Origin of the sequence: Halopseudomonas sp., assembly GCF_038130085.1 — a bacterium.
GTDB lineage: Bacteria > Pseudomonadota > Gammaproteobacteria > Pseudomonadales > Pseudomonadaceae > Halopseudomonas.
The window spans coordinates 26,169-46,068 of the sequence record NZ_JAYPMU010000003.1 but is presented as its reverse complement, the minus strand read 5'-3'; the positions used below and the strand labels follow the sequence as shown (position 1 = coordinate 46,068).

At 60.5% G+C, this 19,900-nt stretch carries 20 protein-coding genes; 3 read left to right on the top strand and 17 right to left on the bottom strand.

What is annotated here, in order from left to right; all coding sequences use genetic code 11:
* Positions 1-10: 10 nt before the first annotated feature.
* The 5 genes from AAFM31_RS03135 to rpoE are packed head-to-tail and all read right to left on the bottom strand — an operon-like array spanning position 11 to position 4,166.
* Positions 11-1,444 carry a DegQ family serine endoprotease gene (locus AAFM31_RS03135; RefSeq protein WP_371833010.1) on the bottom strand — a complete coding sequence of 478 codons (1,434 nt, stop codon included), beginning with the start codon at positions 1,442-1,444 and terminating at the stop codon, positions 11-13.
* Positions 1,445-1,482: 38 nt separating this feature from the next.
* Entirely contained in the window at positions 1,483-1,932 is a 450-nt protein-coding gene (locus AAFM31_RS03130) for a SoxR reducing system RseC family protein (protein ID WP_341706450.1), read from the bottom strand.
* Between the two features lie 20 nt (positions 1,933-1,952).
* On the bottom strand, positions 1,953-2,909 hold the full coding sequence (locus AAFM31_RS03125) for a MucB/RseB C-terminal domain-containing protein (protein ID WP_341706449.1): 957 nt from the start codon (positions 2,907-2,909) through the stop codon (positions 1,953-1,955).
* Positions 2,909-3,532, bottom strand: a complete 624-nt coding sequence (locus tag AAFM31_RS03120) for an RseA family anti-sigma factor (protein WP_341706448.1) — start codon at positions 3,530-3,532, stop codon at positions 2,909-2,911. The genes AAFM31_RS03125 and AAFM31_RS03120 overlap by 1 nt, the downstream gene beginning before the upstream one ends.
* A 58-nt stretch (positions 3,533-3,590) precedes the next feature.
* Positions 3,591-4,166, bottom strand: a complete 576-nt coding sequence (gene rpoE / locus AAFM31_RS03115; RefSeq protein ID WP_341706447.1) for an RNA polymerase sigma factor RpoE — start codon at positions 4,164-4,166, stop codon at positions 3,591-3,593.
* Positions 4,167-4,423: 257 nt separating this feature from the next.
* Here rpoE and nadB point away from each other — a divergent pair, with 257 nt between their 5' ends.
* Complete coding sequence (nadB, locus tag AAFM31_RS03110) at positions 4,424-6,037, top strand: L-aspartate oxidase (RefSeq protein WP_341706654.1); 1,614 nt, start codon at positions 4,424-4,426, stop codon at positions 6,035-6,037.
* On the opposite strand, the gene AAFM31_RS03105 is transcribed toward nadB, so the two are convergent.
* Together AAFM31_RS03105 and AAFM31_RS03100 are read right to left on the bottom strand one after the other, a co-directional pair.
* On the bottom strand, positions 6,006-6,458 hold the full coding sequence (locus tag AAFM31_RS03105) for a hypothetical protein (RefSeq protein ID WP_341706446.1): 453 nt from the start codon (positions 6,456-6,458) through the stop codon (positions 6,006-6,008). The two genes, nadB and AAFM31_RS03105, sit on opposite strands and share 32 nt — an antisense overlap.
* Complete coding sequence (locus tag AAFM31_RS03100) at positions 6,442-6,696, bottom strand: succinate dehydrogenase assembly factor 2 (RefSeq protein WP_341706445.1); 255 nt, start codon at positions 6,694-6,696, stop codon at positions 6,442-6,444. The genes AAFM31_RS03105 and AAFM31_RS03100 overlap by 17 nt, the downstream gene beginning before the upstream one ends.
* 124 nt (positions 6,697-6,820) lie before the next feature.
* Here AAFM31_RS03100 and AAFM31_RS03095 point away from each other — a divergent pair, with 124 nt between their 5' ends.
* Both AAFM31_RS03095 and AAFM31_RS03090 read left to right on the top strand, forming a co-directional pair.
* Positions 6,821-7,813: a folate-binding protein gene (locus tag AAFM31_RS03095; protein ID WP_341706444.1), complete on the top strand. Its 993-nt coding sequence runs from the start codon at positions 6,821-6,823 to the stop codon at positions 7,811-7,813.
* An 18-nt stretch (positions 7,814-7,831) separates the two neighbouring features.
* The gene (locus tag AAFM31_RS03090) at positions 7,832-8,665 is read left to right on the top strand and encodes an HDOD domain-containing protein (protein WP_341706443.1); all 834 of its coding nucleotides are present in this window, start codon (positions 7,832-7,834) and stop codon (positions 8,663-8,665) included.
* Between the two features lie 21 nt (positions 8,666-8,686).
* Here the strand turns inward: AAFM31_RS03090 and AAFM31_RS03085 are convergent, their stop codons facing one another.
* The 10 genes from AAFM31_RS03085 to AAFM31_RS03040 form a co-directional block, all read right to left on the bottom strand.
* Entirely contained in the window at positions 8,687-9,502 is an 816-nt protein-coding gene (locus AAFM31_RS03085) for an enoyl-CoA hydratase (protein ID WP_341706442.1), read from the bottom strand.
* Between the two features lie 26 nt (positions 9,503-9,528).
* The gene (ung, locus tag AAFM31_RS03080) at positions 9,529-10,224 is read right to left on the bottom strand and encodes a uracil-DNA glycosylase (protein ID WP_341706440.1); all 696 of its coding nucleotides are present in this window, start codon (positions 10,222-10,224) and stop codon (positions 9,529-9,531) included.
* A gap of 3 nt (positions 10,225-10,227) precedes the next feature.
* Positions 10,228-10,557, bottom strand: a complete 330-nt coding sequence (locus AAFM31_RS03075; RefSeq protein WP_341706439.1) for a hypothetical protein — start codon at positions 10,555-10,557, stop codon at positions 10,228-10,230.
* Positions 10,558-10,569: 12 nt separating this feature from the next.
* A complete protein-coding gene (locus AAFM31_RS03070) occupies positions 10,570-11,850 on the bottom strand; it encodes a flavohemoglobin expression-modulating QEGLA motif protein (RefSeq protein WP_371833007.1) in 1,281 nt (426 codons plus the stop codon).
* A 145-nt stretch (positions 11,851-11,995) separates the two neighbouring features.
* Positions 11,996-13,498 carry a lysine--tRNA ligase gene (lysS, locus tag AAFM31_RS03065; RefSeq protein WP_341706436.1) on the bottom strand — a complete coding sequence of 501 codons (1,503 nt, stop codon included), beginning with the start codon at positions 13,496-13,498 and terminating at the stop codon, positions 11,996-11,998.
* A gap of 79 nt (positions 13,499-13,577) precedes the next feature.
* Positions 13,578-14,673 (bottom strand): peptide chain release factor 2 gene (gene prfB, locus AAFM31_RS03060; RefSeq protein WP_341706435.1). Its coding sequence is split into 2 segments (ribosomal slippage): positions 13,578-14,600 and positions 14,602-14,673, totalling 1,095 coding nucleotides; the frame shifts between segments, so codons are not numbered across the junction.
* Positions 14,674-14,736: 63 nt separating this feature from the next.
* Complete coding sequence (locus tag AAFM31_RS03055) at positions 14,737-15,153, bottom strand: hypothetical protein (RefSeq protein ID WP_341706434.1); 417 nt, start codon at positions 15,151-15,153, stop codon at positions 14,737-14,739.
* A 41-nt stretch (positions 15,154-15,194) separates the two neighbouring features.
* The gene (locus AAFM31_RS03050; protein ID WP_371833006.1) at positions 15,195-17,438 is read right to left on the bottom strand and encodes a putative bifunctional diguanylate cyclase/phosphodiesterase; all 2,244 of its coding nucleotides are present in this window, start codon (positions 17,436-17,438) and stop codon (positions 15,195-15,197) included.
* A gap of 132 nt (positions 17,439-17,570) precedes the next feature.
* Positions 17,571-19,292 carry a single-stranded-DNA-specific exonuclease RecJ gene (gene recJ / locus AAFM31_RS03045; protein ID WP_341706432.1) on the bottom strand — a complete coding sequence of 574 codons (1,722 nt, stop codon included), beginning with the start codon at positions 19,290-19,292 and terminating at the stop codon, positions 17,571-17,573.
* A 4-nt stretch (positions 19,293-19,296) separates the two neighbouring features.
* Positions 19,297-19,836 (bottom strand): YaeQ family protein, encoded by a 540-nt coding sequence (locus tag AAFM31_RS03040; RefSeq protein WP_341706431.1) that lies wholly within the window; start codon positions 19,834-19,836, stop codon positions 19,297-19,299.
* Between the last annotated feature and the right edge of the window lie 64 nt (positions 19,837-19,900).

Genomic DNA, 19,900 nt, shown 5'->3' with positions numbered 1-19,900 from the left:
AGCGCTGAACTTACTCCGCCAGGCGGAAGGTAATGTAGCTGGCGCGGCCCTGACGAATCACCCGCATGGAGATCGAGCGATTGTCCGGCAGGTCGCGAGCGATTCGGGTGAAGGTCTCTACCGAATCCACAGAGCGATTGTCGAGGTTGGTGATGATGTCACCAGGACGCAGACCAACCATTGCACCCGGACCACGACTGACTTCGCGCACAACCACACCAGAGTGGATGTCGAGGTTTTTCTTCTGCTCATCGCTCAGCTCAGCGACGCTCACACCCAGCCGATTGGAGGTTTTGCTCGGCGCCTGCTCATTACTGCCGGCTGCGGCGACTGCGTCGTCATCCGGCAGCGCACCGATTTCCATGGTCAGCGTCTTGCGCTGCTTGTCGCGCATCACCACCAGCGTCGCATCAGTGCCAGGGCGGACTCGACCCACTGCGTGCGGCAGATCAGACGAGCGAACCACCTCATGGCCGTTAAACTCGAGAATCACATCGCCCACCTTCAGGCCACCCTTATCAGCCGGACCACCGGGCATGATCTGAGCCACCAGCGCACCCGCGGGCTTGGGCAGATCAAACGACTCAGCCAAGTCCTTGTTGACCTCCTGAATCACGACACCGAGCCAGCCTCGCTGCACGCTGCCGTTATCCTTGATCTGCTCAACCACATCCATCGCCACATCCATCGGAATGGCGAATGACAACCCCATAAATCCGCCGGAACGGGTGAAGATTTGCGAGTTGATACCAACAACCTCGCCATCCAGGTTGAACAGCGGCCCGCCGGAGTTACCCGGGTTAATCGCCACATCGGTCTGAATGAAGGGGACGTAGTTCTCGTTGGGCAGGCTGCGACCCTTGGCGCTGACGATGCCAGCCGTCACAGAGTAGTCAAAACCAAAGGGCGAACCGATCGCCAGCACCCATTCACCTGGCTTGAGATCCGCCGATTTGCCGATCTTTACCACCGGCAGGTCGTCGCCAGCGTCAATCTTCAGCAGCGCAAGATCCGAGCGCGGGTCAGCACCCACGAGCTCGGCCTGCATTTCACGACGATCCGACAGGCGCACAAAGATCTCGTCTGCATCGGCGACCACGTGATTATTGGTCAGCACATAACCATCGTGGGAAATGATAAAACCCGAACCCAGCGATTGCGGCGCTTCACGCTCACGCGGTGATGGCGCCTGCGGGAAGCTACGCTCAAAGAACTCACGGAACATCGGCGGCATGCCTTCCAGATCCGGCATACCCTGAACACCAGCCATTGGCTGACTGGAGACGTTCTGGCGGGTACTAATATTGACGATCGCCGGCGATGCCTCTTCCACCAGCTCGGTAAAGTCCGGCAGATCTGCCGCAACCACCAGCGATTGCCATCCCAGAATCAGCACACCTGCAGCCGCAAGGGCCCAACGTCGAACAGACAACATAAGCCTGATTTCTCCTCACCTGTATCAAGGACTGTCTTGCAAAGACATCAGCCGTTCAGCCGCCCCTCCGGGGCGAAGGGCATCATCTGCCCCGCCGAGCGCAACACCTGCGGCATCATTTGCGGATCACGCTGCGCTCGCTGGCCATGCCAGCGCACTACTGCAAAACCGGCGATCAGGCCAACCATCGCAGCCCCAATCACCAAAGGCTCCGTCACCCCCAAGGCCTGAGCCAGCAGTGCGCTGACAAACAACCCCAGCAACGGAACCATATACACCCAGAGCGCGCCTCGAACGACGGCATCCTCTGGAATACCGATAAATACTTCATCACCGACCTGCCAACTGCGGTCCGTCAAGGCTCGGATAAAGCCCCGTTTAGCGCCAGAACCGACCTTGGCGAGCAACGCCTGGCCGCATCCGACCTTGGCAGCACAGTTGCCGCAGGTACTGGTGCGCACGGTCTCGACCCACACAGCACCAGGCTCGACACTCAAAACCCGCCCCCGCTCCTCAATCACTGCGCCAACTCCGCGGTAGTGTGGGGAAAGGAAGCGGCAACGCGCTCTGCGGTCGCCGGCGGGATTTCACCAACGATGGTCGCCAGATAAGGTGCCCCATCAACCTGCAGACGTCGACTCACCGCGACCGTCGGCCCAAGCTGAGCCAACAAATCCTCGGCCAGCGCCCCTTCGCCAAGCGGCTCAACAAACAAGGTAAATCGAGCAAGACCGTCACTGAAAGCCTGGCTCATCACCGGAGGCTCGTTACGCTCAAAAGAACGAACCACCGGATCTCCTGCGACAAAACCGGGGGGTAACCAGCCCGGCACCCAGCCAGAGGTGTCGATCAGCTTTTCAGGCGCTGGCTCGGTGAGCGCAAGGCAGCCAGGGCCCGCGTCGAGCTGATCGTCATCAAGATCATTAAATTGCACATCGGTGAACTGGAAGCGCTCAAGCAGAACATTGCGCTCATTGATGAGTAACGATTTGAGCAACAGGCCGGTCTGGTCGTCCAGATACAACTCGTATGCATATCGGAAGGCATCTCGCGGCTTCATCGCCACGACCGTTACGGGGCGATCCGCAACACGCGTTGAACCCAGCACATCCAGCGCATACCAACGCGCAAGCTTGTCCGGATTCAGGGAAACGGAGGCGTCAGCAGGCCAACCCGAGGCTGCTGCGAAAGAACTGGCACACTGGATCTGCCCGTCTTGGCGCACCCACTCCTGCGGCTCACCGTCCGCGCGCAACAGGCGCTCGGTAATGCCAGCGTTATCGGCTTGATGCCAAATATGGTGGGTACTGAAACTGCCGGATCGCTCATAGACGAACGACCCCGAATAACTTTGCTGTCCTACCGCGTCAACCATCCCTTGCAACCACTGGCTCGCATCACGCGCCTGAACCAGTGGAGAAATCAGCAAAGCTGCCAGGGAGCAGCAGCTCAGCGTACGTCGACACGCAACCACTAGCGACCTTCCATACTGGCGGCACGAGCATAGGGTATCAGCTGGGGGCTACCGGCTTGAGCGCTGGCTTCCGCGTGCTCACGCAGGTAACGGCCAATGCGCTGCTCATGCCAGGCTGAAGGCGCCTGAGCCGGAGCCAGCGGCTCAGCACCAGCATTACCGGTTTGCGAGTAACCCGCCAGCACCGCACCAGAACGAGCCGCCGGATTGGCCTGCAGCATGGACGGTGCAGACATGGTCGCCGCCGTCATCTGACTACCACCCGGCACCGCGTCCTGGTTGACCATTCGCACCCCAACGAGCACCGCTAGGGTAACCGACGCGGCTACCGCTACCCGGCCCATGTTGCGCCAGATCACGGACCCGCCTTTCGCAGTCGACGCGTGCGGCGCCACTTGCAGAGCCGGCTCGTAGTGCAATGCGGCAGCAATACCAGCCGACAGATCAATCGAACCCTGCCATGGCTCCTTGTGCATCACCGAGCGCGCTACTTGGTAGCGCGACCAGGTACCACGCAGCTCCGGATCCTGCTCGGTGGCCTGGAGAACACGGCGCACTTCCAGTTCATCAGCCTCATTATCCATGAGCGCGGAAAGAGACTCCTGCAAGACTTCGCTTCTCATTGCTTTACCTCTGCTGTTGGCCCCATCGGGCTCACTGCGTTGCACCCCACCCTGCTACCTATGCCTCAAGCAGCGGTTTCAGGGCTTTATCGATTGCTTCACGGGCCCGAAAAATTCGGGAACGAACAGTCCCAACAGGACAATCCATCACGTTCGCAATATCTTCATAGCTCAACCCTTCAAACTCTCGAAGGGTTAATGCCGTTCTTAAATCATCAGGCAACTGTTGCAGCGTTCGGTTCACTACTTGCTCGATTTCGTTGCGCAACATATCGCGCTCGGGCGAGTGAATATCCTTGAGAATACTGTCGCCGTCGTAGTACTCCGCCTCGTCTGCGGCAATATCGCTATCCGGTGGGCGCCGATTGCGCGCAACCAGGTAGTTCTTGGCGGTGTTGATCGCAATGCGGTACAGCCAAGTATAAAAAGCGCTGTCGCCGCGAAAATTTGCCAGTGCACGATAGGCCTTGATGAAGGCTTCCTGAGCAACATCCTGCGCTTCATGACTGTCATGCACGAAGCGAGTTACCAGCGCGAGAATCTTGTGCTGATACTTCAGTACCAGCAGATCAAAGGCGCGCTTATCGCCCTTCTGCACCCGTTCAACCAGTTGCTGATCACTCTGTCCGGTCATTGCTCGAACACTCGTCGAAGCCCGCGACCGGCGCTGTTATCGTAGACACAAGATGTAACCAAAAGTTCTCCCCTCACTCAGGTACAGGACTAGGAGCACGGACGATGGCAAAAAGTTCCCCCTTGAGCGCAATGGGCCATCACTTTCATCAACCGCGGTGATATCCAGCACACGCCCCCATGGGTGACAGTATTGTGAGGCACTCGGCTTCTATATACTAGGACGCCTCGACGCAAGCACTGAGCCCCATGAACGCAATGACGCAACAACGGCAATACGATGTACTGGTCATCGGCAGCGGCGCTGCCGGCCTCACGCTGGCACTGCACCTGGCGAGCGACCTGCGCGTCGCCGTGCTGAGCAAAGGCCAGCTATCGGAAGGCTCCACGTTCTGGGCGCAGGGCGGCGTTGCCGCGGTGCTGGATGATACCGACACAGTCGATGCCCATGTGCAGGACACGCTGATCGCCGGTGGCGGCCTGTGTCACGAAGATGCGGTACGACAGATTGTCGGTGACAGCCGCGACGCCATCGGCTGGCTGGTCGACCAGGGCGTGCCCTTTACCCGGGAGCGCCGAGAGGACGGCAGTGAAAGCGATGACTTCCACCTCACCCGAGAGGGCGGCCACAGTCATCGCCGTATCATTCATGCTGCCGACGCCACCGGCGCCGCCATTTTCAACACACTGCTGCAGCGCGCTGAAGAGCATGCCAATATCGAACTGCTCGACAACCGCGTTGCGGTTGACCTGATCACCTCGCAAAAACTCGGCCGCAGCGGTAATCAGTGCCTCGGCGCCTACATTCTCAATCGCTCGACCGGCCGGGTAGAAACGGTTGCCGCGCGCTTTACTGTGCTGGCGACCGGCGGCGCCAGCAAAGTGTATCTGTACACCAGCAACCCCGACAGCGCCTCTGGCGACGGTATTGCCATGGCCTGGCGCGCGGGCTGCCGAGTGGCCAATATGGAGTTCAACCAATTCCATCCCACGTGCCTGTACCACCCCAAAGCCAAGAGTTTCCTGATCACCGAAGCACTGCGAGGCGAGGGAGCCCTATTGCGCCTGCCCAATGGCGAGCGCTTCATGCCGCGCTTCGACGAACGCGCCGAGCTCGCACCACGGGATATTGTCGCCCGCGCCATTGACCACGAGATGAAGCGCCTCGGCCTGGATTGTGTCTATCTGGACATTACGCACAAGCCGGCCGAATTCATCCGCAGCCACTTCCCGACCGTCCACGAACGCTGTCTGGCATTCGGTATCGACATCACCAAGGAACCGATCCCGGTAGTACCCGCAGCGCACTACACCTGTGGCGGCGTGATGGTCGACAGCAGCGGTCATACCGATGTCGAACAGCTCTACGCCATTGGCGAGACCAGCTTCACCGGCTTGCATGGAGCCAACCGCATGGCCAGCAACTCGCTGCTGGAATGCATCGTCTACGGCCGCGCCGCCAGCCGCGACATCCTCGACCGGCTGCCCGGCACCGAGATGCCAACAGATCTGCCGAACTGGGATGAAAGCCAGGTAACCGACTCGGATGAGGACGTCATCATCTCGCACAACTGGGATGAGCTGCGGCGCTTCATGTGGGACTACGTGGGGATCGTGCGGACATCAAAGCGTCTGCAGCGCGCCAAGCACCGCGTCGACATGCTGCGAGGAGAAATTCACGAGTTTTACAGCAACTATCGCGTCAGCCGTGACTTGCTGGAACTGCGCAACCTCGCGCTGGTTGCGGACCTGATCATCCGCTCAGCCATGCTGCGCCGGGAAAGCCGTGGCTTGCATTACACCTTAGACTTTCCGGCTCAGCTGGACGAGGCTCTGGATACTATTCTGCAGCCGCCCAGCGCTGGCGACTAAAGCGCAAGCGCAAGCGCAGACGCCGCAGGCTTTCTTCGGACGCGGCGTCTGCCGGCAGCACCACAGACACCGGGCACCAGCGTCCCTGCTCGCGCAACCGCACCACTGTCAGCATCGCACTCACGTAGGTGTCGGCCAGCAGCCGTGCCGCGACCTCCGAGCCGTCACGGCGCAGAACATGCCAACCGTCACTATCAAACCGCAAGCCAGTGACCGAATGCGGATGGCTTAGACTGACCTGACGCGGCCAAATCCAACTGCAGTAGACAGCCACCAGCAGCAGGCACAGCACACTGGGCCATAGCGACAGCGCACTCTTGACCACGCCGACGCAGGCCAACAGCCCCATCAGCGCCAGAGCCAATGCCAGCCAACGGGATGGCTGACGGCGCAACAACAGATATTCAGTTGGGCTGTACACGATCGAGAATCATCTCCACGATGCGTCGCAGATCCGGGTCCTCCGGCTTGCCACGCTGCATGAACCAGCCAAACATGTCCTGGTCCTCACACTCCAGCAACTTCTGGTAACGCTGCTGATCGGCGGCCTCCAGCGTCGGGTACACTTCCTGCAGGAAGGGCACCAGCAATACATCCAGCTCCAGCATGCCGCGACGGCTGTGCCAGAACAAACGCTTCATTTCTATATCGGCCGACATCGGCAACTCCACAGTGAGGATTGAACTGCTTGGTAAAAACCGCATTATAACGGCAAGCAGTGCCTGACAAGCACCTGCCCTGCCCCTATGATGTACCACCTGAACCACTGGAACAACGACAGGCATGACTCAACTACCCGACCTCGCCGCTCGCTTTACTGACGACCGGGCAGACTGCGCCACCTGCGTCAGCTGGCTGAGCCACGAAGGCATCATCACCATCGACGGCGCCGATACCGACAAGTTCCTGCAGGGCCAGATCACCTGCGACCTGAAAAGCGTATCAGCAGACACCAGCACGCTCGGCGCTCGCTGCAACCCCAAAGGCCGCATGCAGTCCAGCTTCCGCCTGTGGCGCACCGACCAGGGCGTCATGCTGAGCCTTGATCGCGAACTGATTGAAGCGCAGCTGGCAGACCTGGCCAAGTACGCGGTGTTCTACAAGTGCCAACTGAGCAACCAAAGCCAGAGCTGGGTCGGCTTTGGCATTTGGGGCGAAGCGGCTGAGGCGGCGCTGCAAAGCTGCGGCCTCAGCCTGCCCGCCAATGGCGCAGTGCTGCGCAGCGACAATGTGTTCGCCATTGACCTGCCAGGCGGCGCCTGTGCACTCTGGGCCCCGGCCGAACGCGCAGAGGCCCTGCTCGATCAACTATGCCAGCACGCCAGTCCGGTCGCACTGAACCAATGGCTGCTGCAGCAAATTCAAAACGGCGTCGGGCAGGTCACCGGCCCGACCCGCGAGAGCTTCATCCCGCAGATGCTGAATCTGCAGCAACTGGGTGGCGTCAGCTTCCGCAAGGGCTGCTACACCGGCCAGGAAATCGTCGCTCGCATGCAGTATCTGGGCAAGCTGAAGCGGCGCATGTATCGCCTGCTTATGGCTGGCGATGCGTTGCCCCAACCCGGCACCGAGATTGTTGATCGGGATACAGGCAAGTCGGTCGGTGAAGTTGTCATCGCCGCACGCGGCAGCAAGGCAGTGGAAATACTGGCTGTCCTTCAGAAAGATGCGGCACAATTGGCCTCATTGAGCGCAGGAACCAGCGACGGCCCGCTGATCAGCCTTGCCGATCTGCCCTACGAACACGAACTTACGGCCGCTGAAGCCGAATCATAAAGAGACAAGGGACACGAGATGACAGATCTTGCCCAGCGCGTCCAGGACGAACTGATCCAGGCCATCGAGAAAGACCAACTGGTGCTGCCAACCTTGCCGGAGGTCGCACTGCGTGTGCGCGAAGCAGCCGAGGATCCGGACGTCAGCATCCCCCATTTGGTTAAGGAAATCAGTAACGATGCCGCGCTGAGCGCGCGCCTGATCAAGGTCGTCAACAGCCCGCTGCTGCGCAGCCGGCAGGAGATCACCGATCTGGCGATGGCGGTAAACCGCATGGGCATCACCTACACCGCCAACCTGGCTACCGGCCTGGCGATGTCGCAGATGTTCCAGGCGACCTCCGACGTCATCGACCGCAAGATGCGCGAGGTCTGGACCCGCAGCACTGAAGTGGCCGGCATCAGCCACGTTCTATGCCGTCACTACACCAAACTCAAGCCGGACCAGGCCACCCTTGCCGGCCTCGTACACCAAATTGGCGTGCTGCCGATTCTGGCCTACGCAGAAGAAAACCCGCAGCTGCTGCGTGATTCGATCAGCCTGAATCTGGTCATCGAGCGCATCCATCCAGTGCTGGGTGACCGAATCCTGCAAGCCTGGGACTTCCCAGCACCGCTGCGCCACGTGCCGTCACAGCACCTGGACTTCAAGCGCAACTCGCCCAGCGTCGACTACGCCGACATTGTCCAGGTCGCCGTACTGCAATCACTGGCCGGTACTCAGCATCCGTACACCCAAATGGACTGGAGCGCGATTCCGGCCTTCGCCAAACTCGGTTTGGATCCATCGGCGGAGAACGAAGAAGAAGACTTGTCGGCCGAGATGGAGGCCGCGATGCAGCTGCTGGCCTAAGCCAGCGCTGCGAGGCTCACGCTACCGCCGCGTCCACTGCGGCGGTCGCTTCTCCAGAAAGGCGTTGACGCCCTCTACCGTATCTTCAAGCTCAAACAGATCGACAAAGCGCTCACGCTCCCGCGCCAGTAGCGTATTGATCGGCTGTGCTCTGCCCCCCTGAATCAACTCCTTGCAGTAACGCACCGCTGCCGGGCTTTGCCGCGCCACTTGCGCCGCCAGCCGCAAGGCAACGCCCAGCGCCTGCCCCTGCTCGACACATTCCTCTACCAGACCAATCCGCTCGGCGCGCACGCCATCGACCCGCTCGCCGCAGAGGATCATGCGTTTGGCCCACCCCTCGCCCACCAACCAGGCAAGCGCCTGCGTCCCGCCAGCACAAGGCAACAAACCTACTCCCGCCTCAGGCAGCGCCAGCTGCGCCTGCCGCTCGGCAATACGGATATCGCAGGCCAAGGCACATTCCAGTCCACCGCCCATTGCATAACCATTGATGGCAGCGATAGTGACTCCGGAGAAGTCGCGCAGCGCTTCAAACGCCTGACCGAACAACCGCGCCATCTCTCGAGCACGCGCCGGATTACCATCGGCAAACATCTTCAGATCAGCGCCGGCCGAAAAGAAGCGCTCGCCACGTCCAGTGAGCACCAACGCATAGATATCCGGATCACTGTTAAGGTGGTTGAGCAGCTCCGGCAGACCGTGCAGGGTGTCGGAGTCCCAAGTGTTGGCTGGCGGGTTATCGATGGTGACCAGCGCCGTATGGCCAGCCTTTTGTACCACCAGCTTGTCGGTGCGCGGAACCAGCGCAGTGTAGGGTTGTAGTGCATGTTCCATGACAATCTCCAGCAGTCATCAGACAGTTACCGGGGAAGATCTGGCAGGCTCCAGTCAATGGGCGCCAGCCCCTTACTGACAAGATAGTCGTTCGCTGCGGAAAAATGCCCATTACCAATGAAGCCACGATGCGCCGACAAGGGCGATGGATGTACCGACGTCAGCACATGGTGTCTTGCCCGATCGATCTGCTCACCCTTGCGCTGGGCATAGCTGCCCCACAACAAAAAGACGCAGTTTTCGCAGCGCTCGTTAACCAGCTCGATGACCTTTGAGGTGAATCGCTCCCACCCGCGTTTCGCATGGGAGCCAGCCTGAGCCTGCTCGACGGTGAGTACCGCATTGAGCAGCAGCACCCCCTGCTCTGCCCAAGACTGAAGGCAGCCGTGACCCGGGATAGGCAACCCAAGATCCCGATTGATTTCCTTGAAGATGTTTTGTAGCGATGGCGGCGTGCGCACACCTGGCGGCACCGAAAAGCTCAGACCATGCGCCTGCCCGGGCCCGTGATAAGGATCTTGTCCGATAATCACCACCCGAACCTTGTCCAGCGGCGTGGAGTTGAGCGCGTTGAAAATCAGCGGACCCGGCGGAAAGATCGCCTTACCAGCCGCCTTCTCTGCCTGCAAAAAGCTGCGCAGCGCCTGCATGTAGGGCTGTTCAAACTCACTCTGCAGGGCGTCCAGCCACCCTTCCTCCAATTGCACCGGCCGCTCCGTCATGGCTTACTCCGCCAACGGTACGGTTTGATTCACACAGCGCACGACGCGGTCGCGATTGTCCTTCAGCACCCCGGACAAGCCATTCATGTTACTGGCGTGCAACACCAGAATACCGTCCACACATTCGGCCTCATGCTTGGCCGGGTTGCGACGCAGGCTACCCGCTTCCTCCGAACCGACAGTCACCACCCGGTAGTCCGCCAGCTCCAGGCCTTTTTCCGGATTGACGAAGTTCAGATAACCGTACAGGTGCAGCACGGTAACGGTGGCAATCACGGTGATGATGGCCGTGAGAATGATCGGCAGTTTGTTGATTTCCTGCGTTTGCGACATCGAATACTCCGATTACAGAATGTTGGCGTAGTCTGCTTCGACCCGATCCAGACTGAGGTTGTTCAAAAAGCCCGAGAAGCACATCCAGGCACTCAGCGCGTTGAGGTCAGCAAAGGGCGCCGGCAGGTAACGCGGCGGTACAACCAGTCCTTCCTCCACCAACTGCCCCAGCGTGCGCATATCCTCCAGCGTGGTTTTGCCACAAAACAGCAGCGGGATCTGCTGTAACTTGCCTTTGCGTACTGCCAGCTGAATGTAGTTGTAGGTCAGGATAAAGCCCTTCAGGTAGACCAGATCCTTGGTAAACGGCAGCCCGTTGCTGGCCGAGCCACGAAACACCCGGCTGGTGTTGTTGTAGCTGTCATCGCGCGAATAGCCCTCATCCCGATAGAACTGAAAGACATCGAGAAAGTCACCGCCGGTCTCGGCGATCTGGATCGCCCGAGTTCGGTCGGTCAGCTTGCGCAGCCGCGCCGGGTAGGAGTTGAAGGTCAACACTTCCATCAGAATGGCCAGCCCTTCCTGGGTCACCGTCGATGATGGCGGCCCCTTGGCCAAGAAGGTGCAGATCGGCTGGTGTTGCCCATTCAGGCTGGTCGCCACATGCACCATACCCTCATGCACCGCCAGGATGTTCAGGTCACGCTGGTTGAACATCGCGTCGCTGCGAATCTTGATGTAGTCGGCGCCTGCCGCCGCGTCGGCAACAATACCGTCGGACTCAAATACGCGCACCGCCTGGTCGTCCGGGAACGCCTCGTTCATCCGAGCCTGCAAAATCTGCACGGCATCCGGTGCGGCAATGGTCTTGGGCTCGCGCGCCAATTCGGTACGGGCGATATTCTTCAGCGACTCACTGAGCATGATGCCCAGATCGGTCAGCGTCGGGTCTCCAGCATGGAACGCGTCGGATGCCGCACCGTAGAGCTCTTGCGAGATCAGGCCGAAGTCCTGGGTGCCGCGCGCTTCCAGCATGCGAATGACCATGCGGTACTCACGGCACATGCGGCGCATGATCTGGCCAACGGGATTGAAGCTGCCCAACTGACGAGTGATATCGCGCTCGATATCCTGAAAGATCTGCCGACGCTCAGCCGGGTCGAAGCCCAGCGGGCGCTGCGCATAGTAGTCAGGATTAACATCAGGCAGCGCCTTGCAGCGCTTCTTGAGAAAGGTGTCGCGGATGCCGTCGTCCCACTTGATAGCGTCCAGCACCCGGATCGGTGCCTGCGCCTCAACGATGCGGTCAGACAAGCTGCGGATGACCAGCTGATACTGCTCACTCTGTTTCACTGCATTGACTCCCTGACGATCACAGCGACACGGACCACGCATAGTGCATAGTGCTGCCAACCCCGACGGCAGCGATGGCGAATGCTCGCCATCGTAGCGCCACCGCTGGCTATCGGCATTCAGCCCACGGTTCGACGCTGTTCCCTTACGCCTCCGGGCGCATGTGCGGGAACAGAATCACGTCGCGGATCGACGGCGAGTTGGTCAGCAGCATGACCAGACGGTCGATGCCGATGCCTTCACCGGCGGTCGGCGGCATGCCGTACTCCAGCGCACGAACGAAATCGGCGTCGTAGTGCATGGCCTCGTCGTCGCCAGCGTCCTTCTCTGCCACCTGGGCGAGGAAGCGCTCAGCCTGATCTTCGGCGTCATTAAGCTCCGAGTAGGCGTTGGCGATTTCGCGACCACCGATGAACAGCTCGAAACGATCGGTGACGTTCGGGTTGTCGTCGTTGCGGCGCGCCAGCGGCGACACTTCGAACGGATACTCGGTAATGAAGTGCGGCTGCTCCAGCTTGTGCTCGACCAGCTCTTCGAAAATCATCACCTGCAGCTTGCCCAGACCCTCATGACCGAGCACTTTGGCACCGGCCTTCTTGGCGATCGCGCGCGCCTTCTCGACGTCGTTCAGGTCTGCCTCGGTGATGTCCGGGTTGTACTTGAGGATGGAGTCGTACACGGACAGGCGTACGAAGGGCTCACCGAAGTGGAATACCTTGTCACCATAGGGCACGTCGGAGGTGCCCAGTACCGCCTGCGCCAGCTCACGGAACAGCTCTTCGGTCAGGTCCATGTTGTCGCGGTAGTCCGCGTAGGCCTGATAGAACTCGAGCATGGTGAACTCGGGGTTGTGACGGGTCGAGACACCCTCGTTACGGAAGTTGCGGTTGATCTCGAACACTTTCTCGAAGCCGCCAACGACCAGACGCTTGAGGTACAGCTCCGGCGCAATACGCAAGAACATAGCCATATCCAGCGCGTTATGGTGCGTCTCGAACGGCTTCGCCGCTGCGCCACCCGGGATGGTCTGCAGCATCGGGGTTTCGACTTCCAGGAAGCCGCGGTCGTTAAGGAAGCGACGGATATGCGCGATCACCTGTGAACGAACGCGGAAGGTATGACGCGCTTCCTCGTTAACGATCAGATCAACGTAGCGCTGACGGTAGCGCTGCTCGGTATCGGTCAGACCGTGGTGCTTGTCCGGCAGCGGACGCAGTGACTTGGTCAGGAGGCGCACATTGGTCATATGCACGTACAGGTCACCCTTGCCGGAGCGCGCCAGGGTACCTTCAGCGGCAATAATGTCACCCAGGTCCCAGGTCTTGATCGCCTCCAGCGTCTCGGCTGGCAGACCCTTGCGATCAACGTATACCTGCAGGCGACCCGAGGTATCCTGCAGCACCATGAAGGCACCACGGTTGAGCATGATGCGACCGGCGATCTTGACCGGAATGGCCGCGGCCTCCAGCTCCTCCTTGCTCTTGCCCTCGTACGCCTTCTGCAGATCGGCGCACAGGCTGTCGCGGCGGAAGTCGTTGGGGAAGGCGATACCCTGCTCGCGGGCTGCGGCCAGCTTGGCCTTGCGCTGCGCGATCAGCTGGTTCTCTTCCTCGTGTTGGGCTTGCAGGTCTTGCTGCTGGTCGGTCATGTCGATGAATCCCGGAAAAAATCAATTCGGTTGTTGGCCCGCAACGCGGGCCATGGCTGGTTGCCGTGCGGTGATCGGCTTACAGGCCCATTTTCAGGCTGGCCTCGATAAACTCATCGAGATCGCCATCCAGTACCGCGTTGCAGTTGCTGTTCTCGATACCGGTACGCAGATCCTTGATGCGCGACTGATCGAGCACGTAGGAGCGGATCTGGTGACCCCAGCCGATGTCGGACTTGGTGTCTTCCAGCGCCTGCGCGGCCTCGGTGCGCTTCATCATTTCCAGCTCGTACAACTTGGCCCGCAACATCTTCATTGCGTGGTCCTTGTTGGCGTGCTGTGAGCGCTGGTTCTGGCAGCTGACCACGGTATTGGTCGGAATGTGGGTAATACGCACCGCGGAGTCGGTGGTGTTAACGTGCTGACCACCGGCACCGGAGGAGCGATAGGTATCTACGCGCAGATCCGCCGGGTTGATATCGATTTCGATGTCATCGTCGATCTCGGGCGAGGCAAAGACCGCCGAGAATGAGGTGTGACGACGGTTACCGGAGTCAAACGGGCTCTTGCGCACCAGACGGTGCACGCCAATTTCGGTGCGCAGCCAGCCGAAGGCGTATTCGCCACGGATGTGCACAGTCGCACTCTTGATGCCAGCCACTTCCCCTTCGGACAGTTCAACAATCTCCGCATCAAACCCGTGCTGGTCCGCCCAGCGCAGGTACATGCGCAGCAGAATGTTGGCCCAATCCTGCGCTTCAGTGCCGCCGGAGCCGGCCTGGATGTCCAGATAGCAGTTATTGGCGTCCATTTCGCCGCTAAACATACGGCGAAACTCGAGCTTCTCCAGCGCCTCCTGCAAGCGCTTCAGCTCAGCAACCACATCATCAACCGCGCCCTGATCACCCTCTTCGGCAGCCATCTCGAGCAGCTCGCTGGCGTCAGCCAAGCCGCCGCTCATTTCATCGAGGGTGCCAACAATCTCAGCCAGCTGCGAGCGCTCGCGTCCCAGATTCTGGGCGCGCTCCGGCTCGTTCCAGACGCTCGGGTCTTCCAGCTCACGCTCTACTTCGGTCAGACGATCACGCTTGTGATCGTAGTCAAAGATACCCCCTGATGGTTTCAGAGCGGCTGCGCAGATCTTTGATGGTGTTCAGAATCGGATTGATTTCCATGGTGACGGACCCCGGCAGGAAAAAGCCGCCATTGTAGCCGAATTCAGCCGCCGAGTGCAGCTGTCATGCCCGCGGCGCAAAGGCGCGCAGAAACACCAGAGTGCCTAGCCCCCAGAGTGCATTGAGAATGAATCCGATGGCAAAGCGCGGCGCAAATAACTGCCAATCCAGACCGTAACCCTTGAGCGGGAATACCAGTAGCAGCGCCACCAGCGTCAGCGCGACGCCGCCAAACAGCGCGGCCTTCAACCACAGCAGCTGCTTGCCCATGCGCGCCAACGCGAGCACCAGCACAACGCCCCAGACACCGCCCCAGAACGCCGACGACACCACCGAGGGGACCGCCAACGGCGCAACCGGCTCGAGGGAGAATGCAGGAAAGGGAACAACACCGGCGGCATGCAGCAGCGCCAGGGCGGGTTGATGAAAACTGAATACCGCAAGAAAACCGGCAACAAACGCGAGCAACCAATGGCGCATGACGGAACAGTCCCAGTAGCTGAAGGTTACTGCACTATAGCCTAACCAGGTTCAACTTCCGCCAGGCGCGACTGCATCGATAGTTTCGCCAGAATCGGGTAGATATCCACCGCCGATTGCGGACGACTGAACCAGTAGCCCTGCACAAAGTTGCACCCCTCGTTGTGCAGAAAGTCCATCTGCTCGGGGGTTTCAATTCCCTCGGCAATTACATCCATATCAAGTCCGCGCCCGAGGCCGATAATTGCCCGACTGATCGCCTTCAGCCGCTCATCATCGGGGGCTTTGGTAATGAAGCTCTTGTCGACCTTGATGATGTGCAGCGGGTAGCGGTGCAAGTAACCCAATGAGGAGAAACCGGTACCGAAGTCATCCAGCGCGATGCGGATACCCATGCTCTCGAGTTCACGCAAAGCCGCCAGCGTGTCTGGCACATCGCGCATCAGCAGGCTTTCGGTAATCTCCAGCACCAGACTGGACGGCGGCAACCCGGTTTCGCGCAGGATCTGGGACACCCGATTGGCGAAGCCCTGTTCCTGCAACTGGCGACTAGACAGGTTGACCGAGCAACGCAGGCCCGGCAGCCCTTGCTGCTGCCAACGACGCACCTGGGTACAGGCCTCCTGCAGCACCCACTCCCCTACCTCAACGATCTCACCAGACTCTTCTAGTACCGGAATGAATTCATCCGGCGATACCAGGCGGTCGGCCTGCCGCCAGCGCAGCAGTGCTTCAACGCCAACAGCCTGAGCCCGCCCGGCAGAGACCTGAACAATTGGCTGGAAGAACAGCTCAAACTGGCGCTGGGCCAACGCCTCGCTCAATGCGTTCTCCAGATTCAACCGCTGGTTGACCTCTTCCTGCAGCGCCTCGCTGTAGAGCGCCAGCTGTGACTTGCCGAAGGCCTTGGCCCGATACAGCGCCAGATCGGCTTCACGCAGCACATCCTGCTGACCATCGTGCCCCTTGAGCGGAGCCACACCAATACTGACGCTGACCGACAAACGCCGAGACGCCGCAATAATCGGGTACTGCAAGGCGTGCATGATGCGCTTGGCGACCACTTCAGCGTCACCCGCCATCGCCATGTCATCCAGCAGCACGACAAACTCGTCGCCACCAAACCGCGCCAGGTGATCGCCGGGGCGCAGGCAGCGCTCGATCCGCTTGGCCACCTGAATCAGCACCTGATCACCGGCCTGATGACCCAAGCTGTCATTGATTAACTTGAAGCGATCCAGATCAATAAACAGCACCGCCGAATGTCGCGCCCCTGGCTTGGCCTGACGCTGCAACGCCTGGGTCAACAACTGACTGACCTGCTGCCGATTGGGCAACCCGGTCAGTTCGTCGTGCAACACCATGTGCGCCAGCTCCTGCTCGGTTTGCTTGCGCTGACTGATATCGGTCAACGAGCCTGCTAGCAGATGCTCTCCGTGCAGATCCGTTGCCGCAACACCGCGGATCAACACCCAGAGCAACCTGCCCCAGCTGTCACGCAACTCGCACTCGACATGCAGGAAGGGTTGGCGGCCGTCCAGGTGGGCCTGCACCGCGGCCCGGAAGCCGCCGCGCTGCGCTTCAGGAATGAGCGCGGCCCAGTCATTCAAGGTGCGCGGGGCCCGCGCAGCGTCGAGGCCGAGCATCGCCAGCCAGCGGTCGGAGACATGCAGCCGATCATCCTCGACATGCCACTCCCAGAGCCCGTCACTGGCGCCCTGCACCGCTCGCGCGTAGCGGTCTTCGCTGGCCTGCAGCGCCAGTTTCCCAGCGCTCGAGTAGGTATCAACGGTAAGACTGAGATCAAAGAATGCGACTTTAAGCAGGCAGCCGTAGAGCTGTTCGGCGAGCTTGGGTTCGGTACGCCACTGGCGATTGATCGCCCGGTGCATGAAGTCGAGGTAGAAGTGGAAGGCCGCCAGATACCACTTGAGATCGACACCTAGACGCTCATGGGTTAGACCTACCAGCAGCCGCAGGCGCACGTACTGAAGATCGTAGGGGCCACGCAACAGCTGTCGGAAGTAGTTCTGTTGCTGGCCCTTGAGTGCCGTCAGCCGCCCGGGATGGGCCAGTAGCGCCGCGGGCTCATCGAACTGCTCAAAATGCTTGAACAGCGCCTCGATGCACTCGACATGCAGCCGATCAAGCGCCGGCAGGTGTGCTGTCAGGCAAGCGAAGCCGTCATCGCTGATGAGCAGCAGACGCAAACGCTGCCTCACCTCATTCGGGTTCAACCCAAGGTGGCGCTGCATATTCAGCAACTGCTGCTTCAAGTCCGGCACTTCCTGAGCCCCCAGCGCACCCAGCAAGCGCCAGGCAACGAGAATGGTGATGCATTTGTGATCTATGTATCACTGCATGAAAACCAAAAGCGCAGAGCAGGTCAATCCCCTGAATACGCGAACCTAGACGCTCTATAGCGCTTCAATGTGACGAACCATCAATTGCAGGCTCTGACGGCCACGAAATTCGTTTATGTCCAGCGTGTAGGCCAGCAGCACTCGGGAAATCGCCGCGTTGGGCCAAACCTGAGGGTCAATATTGAAGGCAATCGCATCCAGCGGTTCGACGCTGCCCGGTAGGCGTAAGACCAGTTTCAGGTGGCGTTCACCGACCAGCCGTTGCTGCAACACCTGAAACTCGCCGTGGAACAGCGGTTCCGGAAAGTGCTGACCCCACGGTCCAGCCTCGCGCAAAGAGGCGGCGATGTCCATCGACAAATCACCGGCCTGCAGCTCACCATCGGAAAGCAGCCGCCCGGTCAGATCCTCGGCCTGCAACTGACGCCGCACCTCGGCATCAAAGGCGGCAGCAAATGCCGGAAAATCGGCTTCACGCAGCGACAGCCCTGCGGCCATCGCGTGCCCGCCGAACTTACTGATCAACTCCGGGTGGCGCGCCGCGACCGCATCCAGCGCATCGCGAATATGCAGCCCGCTAACCGAGCGCGCCGAGCCCTTGACCATGCCGTCGCCGGCATCAGCGAAGGCGATCACCGGCCGGTGAAAGCGGTCTTTCAGGCGGGAAGCGAGAATACCGATCACGCCCTGATGCCATTCTGCGTCGTATAGACACAGCCCGAACGGCAGCGCAGTCTCGTCCAGCTGCATGCTTTCCAGGGTCTTCAGCGCCTGCTGCTGCATGTCGCGCTCAATCGCCTTACGGTCGCGGTTAAGACCATCCAGCTCACGGGCCATATCCAGCGCCAGCGACTCGCTCTCGGTCAGCAGGCATTCGATGCCCAGACTCATGTCATCCAGCCGCCCGGCCGCATTCAATCGCGGGCCAACAATAAATCCGAGATCGGTCGATACCAGCCGTTCACGCGGGCGCCCGGCCACCTCAAGCAGTGCGCGAATACCCGGGCGGCAGCGCCCGGCGCGAATACGTGCCAACCCTTGATGGACGAGGATGCGGTTGTTGGCATCCAGCGGCACCACGTCGGCCACAGTGCCGAGGGCCACCAGATCCAGCAACTCGGCCAGATTCGGCTCCGCCCGGCCGGTTTCGGCAAACCAGCCGTTGTCACGCAGCGCCGCGCGCAGCGCCAGCATGACGTAGAAAATCACCCCGACACCCGCCATCGCCTTACTGGCAAAGCCACAACCGGGCTGGCTTGGATTAACGATGGCGTCGGCTGCCGGCAGCTGTTCGCCCGGCAGGTGGTGGTCAGTCACCACGACCTGCAACCCGGCGGCCTTGGCAGCGGCAACACCATCAATGCTAGAGATGCCGTTATCCACTGTCACCAGCAGATCGGGTGAGCGGGTCAGCGCTACCTCGACAATTTCCGGGGTCAGGCCGTAGCCATACTCGAAGCGGTTGGGTACCAAGTAGTCGACCTGCGCCGCACCCAGCATGCGCAGCGCCAGCACGGCAACGCTACTGGCGGTGGCGCCGTCCGCGTCAAAGTCACCGACGATCAGAATCGAGCGGCGATCACGCAGCGCCTGCTCCAGCACCGCTACCGCCCGATCGATACCGAGCAGCCCGTTGAATGGCAGCAGGGCCTGCAGGCGCCGATCCAGCTCAGCCTCGTTGAGCACCCCGCGTGCAGCGTACAGCCGGGTCAGCAGCGGCGGCAGGCTGCCCAGTGCAGGCAGCTCGTTTGGCAGCTGGCGAGTTTCAATCTGCATGGGCTTAACGCTCGCCCTTCAGCCACTCCAGCGGCAGCTCATGCTGCTGGTCACCGTCGCTGACGTACAGCACACCGTCGCTGATCATCACCCCCCAGTCGATGCTGCGCGGCAGGTCGGTCGACAGTGCTTGCAGCGGCTCCTCGGGCAACACGGCCACATTCAAGTTGCCCAGCGATGCAGCCGCGGAGAGCTGCTTGCTCTCCCACACGCGGGTGCTGCCATACACCAGCACCGACACCTTCTCGGCACGGCGGGAGCACCAGGTCATGCGCTCGGCATCCGGCTGCCCCACTTCAATCCAGTGCTCAACCCGGTCATCGAGCGTCTTTAGCCATAGCGCAGGCTCATCGACGTCGGACAACCCGCGCCCAAAAGCCAGCCGCTCCTGATACCAGAGCGCATAGGCCAGCAGCCGAACCGCCAGCCGCTCTTCGGTCTCAGAGGGGTGACGGGCAACGGTCATGCGTACGTTCTCGTACACACCCAAGTCGGTATCGGTGATGTTCAGCTGAACCTTGTAGGGGGTTGCCTGCAGTGCCATCGGGGGATAATCCATTGAAAAACGGGGCTGCAGTGTAGCGCATTCACCCACGCCACGCGCCGCC